The organism is Pandoraea sp. CB10b_02 (assembly GCF_002216225.1).
Lineage (GTDB): Bacteria > Pseudomonadota > Gammaproteobacteria > Burkholderiales > Burkholderiaceae > Pandoraea > Pandoraea nosoerga.
Map to the genome: position 1 here is coordinate 69,777 of NZ_NJGW02000020.1, position 10,396 is coordinate 80,172.

At 64.2% G+C, this 10,396-nt stretch carries 17 protein-coding genes; all 17 read right to left on the reverse strand.

Going from position 1 to position 10,396, the window contains the following annotated elements; all coding sequences use genetic code 11:
• The gene (locus tag CDN36_RS18245) at nucleotides 1–864 is read right to left on the reverse strand and encodes a uracil-DNA glycosylase (protein ID WP_150556157.1); all 864 of its coding nucleotides are present in this window, start codon (nucleotides 862–864) and stop codon (nucleotides 1–3) included.
• Nucleotides 865–983: 119 nt separating this feature from the next.
• Entirely contained in the window at nucleotides 984–1,679 is a 696-nt protein-coding gene (locus tag CDN36_RS18250) for a CYTH domain-containing protein (protein WP_150556158.1), read from the reverse strand.
• 148 nt (nucleotides 1,680–1,827) lie between these two features.
• On the reverse strand, nucleotides 1,828–2,640 hold the full coding sequence (gene trpC / locus CDN36_RS18255; protein WP_150556159.1) for an indole-3-glycerol phosphate synthase TrpC: 813 nt from the start codon (nucleotides 2,638–2,640) through the stop codon (nucleotides 1,828–1,830).
• 155 nt (nucleotides 2,641–2,795) lie between these two features.
• Nucleotides 2,796–3,824, reverse strand: coding sequence for an anthranilate phosphoribosyltransferase (gene trpD / locus CDN36_RS18260; RefSeq protein ID WP_287497507.1), 1,029 nt, complete (start codon nucleotides 3,822–3,824; stop codon nucleotides 2,796–2,798).
• Between the two features lie 54 nt (nucleotides 3,825–3,878).
• Complete coding sequence (locus tag CDN36_RS18265) at nucleotides 3,879–4,466, reverse strand: anthranilate synthase component II (RefSeq protein ID WP_150556161.1); 588 nt, start codon at nucleotides 4,464–4,466, stop codon at nucleotides 3,879–3,881.
• 167 nt (nucleotides 4,467–4,633) lie between these two features.
• The gene (locus CDN36_RS18270; protein WP_287497508.1) at nucleotides 4,634–4,936 is read right to left on the reverse strand and encodes a hypothetical protein; all 303 of its coding nucleotides are present in this window, start codon (nucleotides 4,934–4,936) and stop codon (nucleotides 4,634–4,636) included.
• Nucleotides 4,933–5,109, reverse strand: a complete 177-nt coding sequence (locus CDN36_RS18275; RefSeq protein ID WP_287497509.1) for a hypothetical protein — start codon at nucleotides 5,107–5,109, stop codon at nucleotides 4,933–4,935. Before CDN36_RS18275 ends, CDN36_RS18270 begins: the two co-directional genes overlap by 4 nt.
• Nucleotides 5,106–5,378, reverse strand: coding sequence for a hypothetical protein (locus CDN36_RS18280; protein ID WP_287497510.1), 273 nt, complete (start codon nucleotides 5,376–5,378; stop codon nucleotides 5,106–5,108). Before CDN36_RS18280 ends, CDN36_RS18275 begins: the two co-directional genes overlap by 4 nt.
• Nucleotides 5,375–5,575, reverse strand: coding sequence for a helix-turn-helix transcriptional regulator (locus CDN36_RS18285; RefSeq protein WP_287497511.1), 201 nt, complete (start codon nucleotides 5,573–5,575; stop codon nucleotides 5,375–5,377). The genes CDN36_RS18280 and CDN36_RS18285 overlap by 4 nt, the downstream gene beginning before the upstream one ends.
• A gap of 104 nt (nucleotides 5,576–5,679) precedes the next feature.
• The gene (locus CDN36_RS18290; protein WP_287497512.1) at nucleotides 5,680–5,955 is read right to left on the reverse strand and encodes a hypothetical protein; all 276 of its coding nucleotides are present in this window, start codon (nucleotides 5,953–5,955) and stop codon (nucleotides 5,680–5,682) included.
• Nucleotides 5,952–6,215, reverse strand: coding sequence for a hypothetical protein (locus CDN36_RS18295; RefSeq protein ID WP_287497513.1), 264 nt, complete (start codon nucleotides 6,213–6,215; stop codon nucleotides 5,952–5,954). Before CDN36_RS18295 ends, CDN36_RS18290 begins: the two co-directional genes overlap by 4 nt.
• A gap of 48 nt (nucleotides 6,216–6,263) precedes the next feature.
• Nucleotides 6,264–6,524, reverse strand: a complete 261-nt coding sequence (locus tag CDN36_RS18300; RefSeq protein ID WP_287497514.1) for a hypothetical protein — start codon at nucleotides 6,522–6,524, stop codon at nucleotides 6,264–6,266.
• A gap of 28 nt (nucleotides 6,525–6,552) precedes the next feature.
• A complete protein-coding gene (locus CDN36_RS18305; protein ID WP_287497515.1) occupies nucleotides 6,553–6,828 on the reverse strand; it encodes a hypothetical protein in 276 nt (91 codons plus the stop codon).
• Between the two features lie 27 nt (nucleotides 6,829–6,855).
• On the reverse strand, nucleotides 6,856–8,229 hold the full coding sequence (locus CDN36_RS18310) for a DNA cytosine methyltransferase (RefSeq protein ID WP_287497516.1): 1,374 nt from the start codon (nucleotides 8,227–8,229) through the stop codon (nucleotides 6,856–6,858).
• Between the two features lie 214 nt (nucleotides 8,230–8,443).
• Nucleotides 8,444–8,626: a hypothetical protein gene (locus CDN36_RS18315; RefSeq protein WP_287497517.1), complete on the reverse strand. Its 183-nt coding sequence runs from the start codon at nucleotides 8,624–8,626 to the stop codon at nucleotides 8,444–8,446.
• Nucleotides 8,623–9,639, reverse strand: a complete 1,017-nt coding sequence (locus CDN36_RS18320; protein ID WP_287497518.1) for a hypothetical protein — start codon at nucleotides 9,637–9,639, stop codon at nucleotides 8,623–8,625. The genes CDN36_RS18315 and CDN36_RS18320 overlap by 4 nt, the downstream gene beginning before the upstream one ends.
• Nucleotides 9,636–10,396 (reverse strand): YdhT family protein (locus tag CDN36_RS18325; protein ID WP_502920385.1); only part of this gene is annotated, 761 nt, incomplete at its 5' end. The genes CDN36_RS18325 and CDN36_RS18320, both read right to left, overlap by 4 nt.

The following is a 10,396-nucleotide window of genomic DNA, read 5'->3' on the forward strand; positions in this document are numbered from 1 at the left end:
TCACGCCGGCACGCGCCAGTCGATCGGCGGCTTGCCGTGCCGCTCCAGGAACGCGTTGGCGGCGCTGAAGTGCCCGCAGCCGAGAAAGCCGCGGTGCGCCGACAGCGGCGACGGATGCGGCGCTTCGAGCAGCAGATGGCCGTGACCCTCGAGCAGCGGCGCCTTCGCCTGCGCGTGGCCGCCCCACAGCATGAACACCAGCGGCCCGTGCCGCGCGGCGAGTCCTGAGAGCAGGGTGTCGGTGCAGGCCTGCCAGCCGCCGGTCCTGAACGGCTTGGCGTGGCTCGCGGCGTTGCCGGCTTCCACGGTGAGCGTCGTGTTGAGCAGCAGGACGCCCTGTCTTGCCCACGCGTCGAGATTGCCGTGCGACGGCGGCGCGATGCCCAGATCCCGCTCGATTTCCTTATAGATGTTGCGCAGCGACGGTGGCACGCGCACACCGCGCTGCACCGAGAACGCCAGACCGTGCGCTTGCGCGATCCCGTTGTCGTCGCCGTGATACGGGTCCTGCCCCAGGATGACGACCTTCACGTCTTGCGGCGACGTCATGCGCAGCGCGTGGAAGATATCCGCGGGATAGACGGTCTTGCCTGCGGCAACCTCGGCATCGACATAGCGGCATAGCGGTGCGTAGGCGTCGCTGTCCACGAACGGGGCCACGAGCGATCGCCACGCGGCGGGCAATGCTTCGAACTGGTCTTCGACGCGCCCCCTGAGCGCGCCTTCGATGCGAGCGCCGGGGGGAGCAGCATTCGCGCCGGCAGTGGCGCGCGGCTTGGATGCCGGGTCGTCGAACAGCGAACGTTGGCGTTCGTCGGAATGCGCCGACGTCTTGGAAGTAGGCTTGCGTGAGCGTGTTGCCATGCGTGGATCAGTCAAACGATGAGTGGGGTTGCGTCGACGGACAATGTGCCGGTAAGCGATGCCCGACGGCGAGCGGTGGGGCCAGCCGCCCCAACCAGGCGCCTCGTGCACGAAGACGCTCAGTCGCCGAGCACCCTCTGTCGCAGGCGGTAGCCGCGTTGCGCCTTGCTGAGGTCGTCGCCGTGCAACTCGGGCAGCACCCGACGCAAATCCTCAGCCAGGGCGTGGAGCATGCGTTCGCCTTGGCCGGCGCGATCCCCGTCGGGGGCGTCGAGCAATTCGAGTTCCACTTCCAGCAGTGGTTCGGTGTGTCGCCGGCCATCGGCCTCGACCGCCACTTCTCCGCGGTCGAATGCGATTTCCACGACGGTGCCATCGCCCGCCACGTAGCGCCACAGACGTCGCACGAAATTGGTTTCGAACTGCGCCACCACGCTCGCGCCTTCGCGGCGCAGGATGTCCGCCGTGGCCGGCACGTCGCACGCGGCAATCAGCTGCGGCAGGTCCAGCGCCTCGCCTTTGACCGGCTGCTCCCATTCATGGCGCACATGCAATCCGTCTCGTGCTTCTCCCACCGACTTGAGCGTTTGCAGCCACTGGCCGGCATGACCGTCGCGCGCGACATAGCGAAGGCGCAACGCCGCTTTGGCGCGCGCGAGCGCCAGCGTGGCCGTGTCGAAATAGCGGTTGACGAGATGGCGTTCGCCGCGCGCCTGCGCGCCCGGCAACTGGTCCAGATGAGCGATCAGCGCGTCGGCGCGCTGGTCGGGAAGGTCGCCCGGCAGGGCAAGTTTGAGTTCGCGTTCGATGGCCACGGGCCGCTCCTGTGAGGGCGTCGGACGGCTAGGCCGGTGCGGTGCCGTGCCGTGCCGGGATGCGACGCGCCCCGCCCGCGGGAAGCCGTGACGGCGTCCGGGCGGGACGCCGCACCCCCGATTGCCCGATGCCGCTCGCGTGCGCGAGTCAGCGGGGCATGTCGAACAGTGTGGCGAGAGCGTCGCCCGGCTCGGGCGCGCGCATGAAGGCCTCGCCGACGAGAAAGGCGTTGACGTTGGCCGCGCGCATGCGCGCCACGTCGTCACGCGACAGGATACCCGACTCCGTCACCACCAGACGATCGTCCGGGATGTGCTTGAGCAGGCCCAGCGTGATGTCCAGCGTGACCTCGAAGTCATGCAGATTGCGATTGTTGATGCCCAGCAGCGGGGTTTTCAACTCGAGCCCGGCGTCCAGCTCGCGGCCGTTGTGCACTTCGACGATTACCGCCATGCCGAGTTCGTGCGCCTGCGCCTCGAGATCGCGCATGTGCGAGAGCTCGAGCGCGGCGGCGATCAGCAGGATGCAGTCGGCGCCCATGTCGCGCGCCTCGTACACCTGATAGGCGTCGATCATGAAGTCCTTGCGCAGCACGGGCAGCTCGCACGCGGCGCGCGCGGCCTTCAGATACTCGGGAGCGCCCTGGAAGAACTGCACGTCGGTGAGCACGGACAGGCACGCGGCGCCGCCGCGCTGGTACGACTCGGCGATCTGCGGCGGCACGAAATGCTCGCGGATCACGCCCTTCGACGGGCTGGCCTTCTTGATTTCGGCGATCACGCCGGGCACGCCGGCGCCGATCTTCGTGCGCAGCGCGCCCACGAAGTCGCGCGTGCGCAGTGCGCTGTCGCCAACGGTCGCTTCGGCGTCGCGGCGCAGACCGGCGAGCTCACGGACGCGCTTCGCAGCAGCGACTTCTTCGGCCTTCACGGCCAGGATCTTGTCGAGAACGGTGGACATGGCAATCGGGAAATTCGGGCTTCGTTGAGATATCGGTGCGATGCCGGTGTGATATCGGCTATATCGGCTATATCGGCTATATCGGCTATGTCGGTGCCATATGGGTGTTCGGCGGCCGCCCGCGCTGCGCGGCGCCGCCCGTGCGCGTGCTCGCCTCAGGCCCTGAAGCGTTGCGTGAACCGGACGAACTCGTCGAGCTTCGCGCGCGCGGCGCCGCTTGCGATGGACTCGCGCGCCATCTTGATACCGTCGCCGATCGAGGCCGCGCGGTTCGCGGCGTACAGCGCCGTTCCCGCGTTGAGCGCGACGATCTCGCGCGCGGTGCCCGGCGTGTCGTCGAGCGCTTCGATGAGCATCGTCTTCGATTCATCGGCGCTGCCCACCTTCAGACTGCGATTGCTCACCATCTGCAACCCGAAGTCTTCCGGGTGGATCTCGTACTCGATGACCTTGCCGTCCTTTAGTTCGCCGACCAGGGTGGAGGCGCCCAGTGACACTTCGTCCATGCCGTCCTTGCCGTACACCACGAGCACGTGCTCGGCGCCCAGGCGCTGCATCACGCGCACCTGGATACCGACCAGATCGGGGTGGAACACGCCCATCAGCTGGTTTGGCGCGCCGGCCGGATTCGTGAGCGGGCCCAGAATGTTGAAGATCGTGCGCACGCCCATTTCCTTGCGGATGGCCGCCACGTTCTTCATGGCCGGGTGATGGTTAGGCGCGAACATGAAGCCGATGCCGACCTCGCGAAGGCACTCGGACACCTGTCCGGGCGAGAGCATGATGTTCACGCCGAGCGCTTCGAGCACGTCGGCGCTGCCCGACTTCGAGCTCACGCCGCGGTTGCCGTGCTTGGCGACCTTCGCGCCCGCGCCCGCGGCCACGAACATCGACGCCGTGGAGATGTTGAACGTATGCGAGACGTCGCCGCCCGTGCCGACGATGTCGACGAAGTGCTCGTCGGCCGGTGCATCGACGTGATTGGCGAACTCGCGCATCACCTGCGCGGCCGCGGCGATCTCGCCGATGGTCTCTTTCTTCACGCGCAGGCCGGTGATAATGGCCGCCGACATGACCGGCGAAATCTCGCCCTTCATGATGAGACGCATCAGGTGCAGCATCTCGTCGTGGAAGATCTCGCGGTGTTCGATGGTGCGCTGCAGGGCTTCTTGTGCGGTAATCATGGAATGCGGTTCTCCTCTGTCCCGGGGGCGTGGCCCGGAGTGGCGGGCGTGGGTTCAGGCAGCGCGTGCGGCGCGCGGCGCGGCTTGCAGGAAATTGCGCAGCACGGCGTGACCATGCTCCGACAGGATCGACTCGGGGTGAAATTGCACGCCTTCGACGTCGAGGGTCTTGTGGCGCACGCCCATGATCTCGCCGTCGTCGGTCCACGCGGTGATCTCGAGGCAGTCGGGCAGCGTGTCGCGCGCGATGGCAAGCGAGTGGTAGCGGGTGACGGTAAAACGCTTGGGCAGATGGGCGAACACGCCTTGCTGCGTGGTCTCGATCTCGCTCACCTTGCCGTGCATGATCTGCTGCGCGCGCACCACCTTGGCGCCGAACGCTTCGCCAATGGCCTGATGGCCGAGACAGACGCCGAGAATCGGGATCTCGCCGGAAAAGCGCTTGAGGACGTCGAGCGTGATGCCCGCGTTGGCCGGGCAGCTCGGGCCGGGCGAGAGGCAGATGCGCTCGGGACAGAGCTCGGCGATCGCGTCGAGCGTGATCTCGTCGTTGCGAAAGACGCGCACGTCTTCGCCCAACTCACCGAAGTACTGGACGATGTTGTAGGTAAACGAGTCGTAGTTGTCGATCATCAGAAGCATTTTAGGGCTATCTCCTTGATTCTATTAGCCCCTATGGCCGACTTCTGAAAATCTTATCCGGCTGCTTATCCGGTTTTTCATCCGCTGGGGGGCGGTCGGCGCTGCTGCGCCCATCAGCTTGACATTATCGCAGCCGTCGGCTATTGCGTCCAGTTCGCAGTAGTTCGCTAAAGGCGGCAGGCGTTCCGCCTTGTTCGATAGGTGCAGATGTCGCGGGCTGTCCATTCGCTGCATCCGAAGATGATGCCCAGCAAAAAGTAGCCCTTGCCGCGCTGCTGATGAAGCTGTCGCATTTCGCGCACCTGATCGTCAGTCAGACGGGCGCGCGGATGCGACTGGCCGCAACGATGGCCGGATGGTGCGCGGTCGATCATGTAGCCGAACTTCTGGCAGCCGAAAGCGCGCAGTATCTTTTGCATTTCGCCGATGGCCTTGTCACCGCTGGTAGCGTTTTCGTAAGGCAGGCTCATGCTGCCGCCCCGATCAGCTTTTTGGCCTGCTCGGCTTCGTCCTTATGAAGCGGGCGAACCCAAATTACCGACAGGCGGTCATCGGAAAACAGCGCGCGAATCCACGCTGCAATGGTCGTCGGGCAGAAATACCACCAATAATCGCCCGTCAGCGGGTGCTTCATGATCCTCATGCTGCCTCCTTGAACATTTCCTTGATCTGGTCGATCTGGCTGGTCACGACCTTGATAGCGCCTTCTTCGGTTACGGCGTCGAATGCTTTGTCGGCCTTGTCATGCCCGTCATCGTCGTCGCTGAAACCCAGCTTCACCGAACAGACCCCAAGGGGTTCGACTTCCGGGTCGAAGAAGAAGGCGATTTCCGGGCCGTCGTCGCCCATCTGGCGCATGACAACGATCTGTCCGATTGCCGTTTCATACAGCTTGGCGAACTTGCGGGTCATGCTGGCACCCCTTCGCCGCGCTGGGCTTCGACCTGCTTGCCGATCCATTGCTGCACTTCGCCTTCAAGCCAGCCGCTTGCGCGGCCCAGCTTGATCGGCTTCGGGAAAGCCCCTTCTTTGATCTTGTCGTAGATCGCGGTCTTGCCAAGGCCGACCATCGCCTTCACTTGGGGCAGTCTGAGAATCTTCTCGCTCACTTTTCTACTCCTCAAAACGGAATGTCATCTTCGAAGTCGTCCATGCCGCCGCCAGATGGCGCTTGGCGTCGCGGCTGACCGCCTCCATTACCTTGCTGTCCGCGCTATCCTTCCCCGCCCTGCGCTGCCAGGGCAAGGAGTTGGGGCAGCATCTGCTTGAGGACGCGATACCTTTCGGCGTCCTCCCGGTCCCGCGCATCGTCCTGCTGGGGAGGAGCGGCGCGGCTGGCGCGGTCGGCAAGGACTGCGGCGCGGGCGTGATCGGTCGCTATGCGCTCGCACCATCGCGCCAGCACCCTGATGTCGAGCAGGCTCACGTCCGCCTCGATGAGCGGCACTTGGACGCGCGGCAATGGCGGCAGGTTGATGTCGTCGCTCATCGCTCGCCCTCCCGCGCCTTGAGCATGGCGTCGGCTGCGTTATAAGCCCATTCAGCGACCTTCTCATCGGTCATGTCCCATGCTTCTGGATTAGCGGCGAGCCCCTGCATCGCCTTCGCCGCGAAGTAGTCGCGGACGGTCAGGCCGCCGTGAACCATTGCTTCGGGCTCCCATTCGGTGCTTCCGTCCATTTCGACGCGCACGCATCGCAGTTCGACGACTTGTCCGAACGCCGGTCCCCCGTCGTTGATCTTGTTCATGTGGTCCCTCGGTGTGGTGTGATTGCCCGCCGTAGCGGGCGCGGTTGGTCAGGCGAATACGTTCTTGAGCAGGCCGACCGAATACTCGGCTTCGCGCTTCTGACGCTCGATCGCCCCGAACTTGTGATCTGGGTGGTAGAAGACTTCCGGCTTGAGGCCGTCTTTCTTCAGGTGGCCGAGAACGCCTTGCTTGACTGCTTCGCGAAGTTCGGCGCGAATTTGCGCAGGGATGCGCCCGCGGACAACGCGCGTCCCTTGGCATAGGATCTGATCAACGTTCGGGCCAATCCCGGATTCGTAGCGACTCATCGTCTTTCTCCTGTAGCGGGAGCAGTTGTTAGTGCGCGAGCGCGCCGCGACCGAACGGCTTGAAGCAGCAGACGCAAACTGCCGTCCCCGTTTCGATCTCAATCTCGATGGAGCGCGCGGTCCGCCGGTAGAGGTCGGCGTTGGCCTTCGCGACGTTTGGATGCGTGATGCCGAGTTCGGCTGCACGGTCCTGCTCATCGGCCAGGGCGCGCCAGTGCTGCACGGCCCATTGCTTCTGATCGAGTGGAACCGGGGCATGCGGAACGAGCTGAAGCTCGATCTGTGCGTTGGCGTTGGTTTGCATCGTCGTTCCCCTTCGTAGTTGCGTTGGTCATGCTGCCTTCTCGATTTCCAAGTTCTCGACGCTCTGGATTCGCTCGCCGATCCACCGCATCACGTTCACGGCCATGCTGTTGCCGAGAGCTTTGTAGCGCGGGCCGTCCGGAGCCTTTGTTCCGGGAAGCAGCGTGTAGTCGTCGGCGAAGCCTTGAAGTCGCTCGCACTCGCGCGGGGTCAGTCGGCGTACCGCCGAACCGTGGAACACGGGATTGACCAGGCCGGGATTATTTCCCGCGCTCGCGCCGTTGCTGTGATGCCAGTGGCTTGTAAGCGTGTCGGCCACGATTGCCGGCGCGTGCGCACCTGCAGCCAACGGGTGGCATGGATCTCCCGGCTTGGGGTTGCTGTGATTGCCGGGGCTCGTGATTTGCGTGGTATCGAACGCGATTGCGCCGACGCCAATGCCAGCGCGGCCGCCATTCGGGGTCAGCACAGCGTTCGCCGTACCATCCTGACGGTATTCGAGCTGATGCTCGCCGGCGCGTCCTCTAATCGCGAGCGTGTACGGCTGTACCGGTACCAGCGGCGTGCCGCGGCCGGTGCCGTCTTCGCTTGCGTCGAAGCCTTCACCGCGCAGCGAATGAGCAACGAGCAACGTCTCCGTCTCCGCATCGATTCTCTGATTGCTCGTCGTGAGTGCGCGAGCGATTTGCGGGATTAATCCACCATCGCATTCGAAGTCGGTTCCGAGTCCGCCACCGCCGCGAGTGCGCGCGCTAAGGGTTGGGGCAATTCCTTTCCCCGCTTCGCGGCGCGGCGCAGGATGCCCGAGCAGGCTTTCGCGCTCAAAAAGTACCGCTGCGGGACGTCGCCAGTCTCCAAGATATCCGACAACGAACACACGCCGGCGTCGCTGAGGGACGGCGCGAGCGTGTGATTCCACTCGGACGTACTGAGCGTCAAGAACGCGGTAGGCGAACCCATACCCGAGTTCTGCCAAGCCCCCGAGGAGGGTGCCAAAGTCCCGGCCTTTGTTCGATGACAGTACGCCGGGGACGTTTTCCCAGACCAGCCAGCGGGGAGCGTAGCGGCGAGCAATGGCAAGATAGGTGAGCATGAGGTTGCCACGCGGATCTGCCAATCCCTTTCGGAGTCCGGCGACGCTGAAGCTTTGGCAGGGAGTTCCGCCGACGAGAAGATCGATAGTTGCATCGGGCCAGTCCTTGAACCTGGTCATGTCGCCCAGGTTGGGCACGTTGGGGTAGTGGTGCGCGAGCACTGCCGACGGGAAGCGCTCGATCTCCGAGAAGGCCCACGGCTGCCAGCCGAGTCCATGCCAGGCGCACGTCGCAGCCTCGATGCCCGAGCAGACGGAAAGGTAGCGCAGCGGCCGGCAGTCGCCCAGAATGATCTCGTTCTGTCTCATGATCGGTCCTTTGCGGCGCGTCGCGTTTTGGGGTATTTCGTTTGCATCCGAGGCACAGGGCAATCGACTGCATGCCAATTTGCTTTTCTGAGCACGCCTTCCCCAGACTCGTGATCGCATATTCGACATACCGTGAACGATGAACCGGGCACGCCATAGTCGTCCTGATAGGTGGCACGTTCGAGCAGTGTCATCATGTCGCGATAGTGTCGACTCACGATTTCCGCTCCTCCGCTGCCAGCGAGGCGGCGCGACGCAGATCGGCGTTTTCTTTCACGAGTTCGGCAATTCGTGCCTGCTGTTGCCGCACGCCGTCAACCATCTTGGCGTGAAGGTCATCGAATTGTCGGCGTTGCTCGGCAATGATCGCGTGCAGCCAGTCGTCGGTTCGCTTCATACGTCCCCCTTCGCCTTGGCGGCAATGGCGGCGTCGATGGCCGCACCGATCTGTTCTGATAGAAGCATGCCCTGCCCGGAGAAGTCGGTTTCCGTACCGTCCGGGGCAATCAAATTGACGCCACCGTACCCGTTCTCTACTTCGACAACGATTTCCCAACCCGCCGGCAACTTCGTCGCGGCTTTGCACAGCAATGGACCTGCCTGAGCCTCCTTGTGGGGCTCCCCGCCATCCGCCGACAGCGCGGCGCGGGCATATTCCAGTGCGCGAATCCAAACAGATCGGCACACATGCCATTCCGACCAACCGGGTTGACCGACTTCAGGCTTGGGCACGCCGTAGGCTTTTGCAAACGCCTCCCTCTCGGCCGCGCCCACTTTCGCGGGAGACGCCGCCTTCACCGCGTTCGGCCTCGTCATGATATCGAAGACACGCTTGAACGCGTCGGCATCGTCCTTTTGCTCGACTGTCTCGCGCTCGCCGCCATTCACGGGCGCGAAGTGGGTAGTGAAGAAATCGCGGATCTCTTCCATCGTCGCAGGCGTGAAGTCATATTGCTTCGTGCTGGCCGACCATATCTCGTTGCCGATTCGGGGGAACTGTCCCTCCATGTTCGGAGCGGGAAGTTCAGCGTTCCACACGTATACGATCTGACCGACCTTCGTCGTGTCTTTCCAGCCGTCGCCATCGATCTTGCCGACGCCCTTCAGGATCGGCCACGCCACCGCCTCTTGCCCTGCGCTCTGTGCGGCTGGCGTGGGGGCGGCGTCGAGCATCTGGCGCCATAAATCGCCCATATATGCAGACCAGTTGTAGCTGCCGCTAATCTTGACGTTCAGCGCAAACGAGACTGCACTGTCAAGCATTTCACTGCTCGGCACTTTCGGCACAAGCTGATACTGGCTCGCATCAAACGTCACAGTCTTGTGGTTCGACGTGCGCAGCGTCTCCACCACAGACGGCGGCGCAGGCTCGGTATTCAGCCCCTCGGGGCGTGGGTCCATGTAGCTCATTGCTCGATCTCCACGAATTCGCCAGACTCGTTCACCGTGTACCAAGTGTCCGCCTTGATGTTCTCTCCGACATAACCGACTGCAAATCGCGTGCGCTCCGCTTTCTCATCCCGCCAAGGCGCAGCAATGCAACCATTGGCACCCGCCTTGAAACGCTCGACGGGGCCTGCACAGGCGATGACAGCCTTTTCTCCAGTGGCATCGATCTGGGCGTAGTCGCCGCTGCTGCCGATCTGGGCGGAGTCGCCGCTGCTGCCGATCCGGGCGGAGTTGCCGCTGCTGCCGATCCGGGCGTAGTCGCCGCTGCTGCCGATCTGGGCGGAGTTGCCGCTGCTGCCGATCCGGGCGGAGTTGCCGCTGCTGCCGATCTGGGCGGAGTAGCCGCTGCTGCCGATCTGGGCGGAGTTGCCGCTGCTGCCGATCCGGGCGAAGTCGCCGCTGCTGCCGATCTGGGCGTAGTCGCCGCTGCTGCCGATCTGGGCGTAGTTGCCGCTGCTGCCGATCTGGGCGTAGTCGCCGCTGCTGCCGATCCGGGCGGAGTTGCCGCTGCTGCCGATCTGGGCGGAGTAGCCGCTGCTGCCGATCTGGGCGTAGTCGCCGCTGCTGCCGATCCGGGCGGAGTTGCCGCTGCTGCCGATCCGGGCGTAGTCGCCGCTGCTGCCGATCTGGGCGTAGTTGCCGCTGCTGCCGATCCGGGCGAAGTCGCCGCTGCTGCCGATCTGGGCGTAGTCGCCGCTGCTGCCGATCTGGGCGTAGT

What these genes read in the sequence shown, in the direction of transcription:
- trpD (WP_287497507.1), bottom strand. Translation starts at nt 3,824, where the DNA reads ATGATTACCGCACAAGAAGCCCTGCAGCGCACCATCGAACACCGCGAG.
- CDN36_RS18310 (WP_287497516.1), bottom strand. Translation starts at nt 8,229, where the DNA reads ATGAGACAGAACGAGATCATTCTGGGCGACTGCCGGCCGCTGCGCTAC.
- CDN36_RS18270 (WP_287497508.1), bottom strand. Translation starts at nt 4,936, where the DNA reads ATGAGCCTGCCTTACGAAAACGCTACCAGCGGTGACAAGGCCATCGGC.
- CDN36_RS18320 (WP_287497518.1), bottom strand. Translation starts at nt 9,639, where the DNA reads ATGAGCTACATGGACCCACGCCCCGAGGGGCTGAATACCGAGCCTGCG.
- CDN36_RS18315 (WP_287497517.1), bottom strand. Translation starts at nt 8,626, where the DNA reads ATGAAGCGAACCGACGACTGGCTGCACGCGATCATTGCCGAGCAACGC.
- CDN36_RS18280 (WP_287497510.1), bottom strand. Translation starts at nt 5,378, where the DNA reads ATGACCCGCAAGTTCGCCAAGCTGTATGAAACGGCAATCGGACAGATC.
- CDN36_RS18300 (WP_287497514.1), bottom strand. Translation starts at nt 6,524, where the DNA reads ATGAGTCGCTACGAATCCGGGATTGGCCCGAACGTTGATCAGATCCTA.
- CDN36_RS18290 (WP_287497512.1), bottom strand. Translation starts at nt 5,955, where the DNA reads ATGAGCGACGACATCAACCTGCCGCCATTGCCGCGCGTCCAAGTGCCG.
- CDN36_RS18265 (WP_150556161.1), bottom strand. Translation starts at nt 4,466, where the DNA reads ATGCTTCTGATGATCGACAACTACGACTCGTTTACCTACAACATCGTC.
- trpC (WP_150556159.1), bottom strand. Translation starts at nt 2,640, where the DNA reads ATGTCCACCGTTCTCGACAAGATCCTGGCCGTGAAGGCCGAAGAAGTC.
- CDN36_RS18305 (WP_287497515.1), bottom strand. Translation starts at nt 6,828, where the DNA reads ATGCAAACCAACGCCAACGCACAGATCGAGCTTCAGCTCGTTCCGCAT.
- CDN36_RS18295 (WP_287497513.1), bottom strand. Translation starts at nt 6,215, where the DNA reads ATGAACAAGATCAACGACGGGGGACCGGCGTTCGGACAAGTCGTCGAA.
- CDN36_RS18245 (WP_150556157.1), bottom strand. Translation starts at nt 864, where the DNA reads ATGGCAACACGCTCACGCAAGCCTACTTCCAAGACGTCGGCGCATTCC.
- CDN36_RS18275 (WP_287497509.1), bottom strand. Translation starts at nt 5,109, where the DNA reads ATGAGGATCATGAAGCACCCGCTGACGGGCGATTATTGGTGGTATTTC.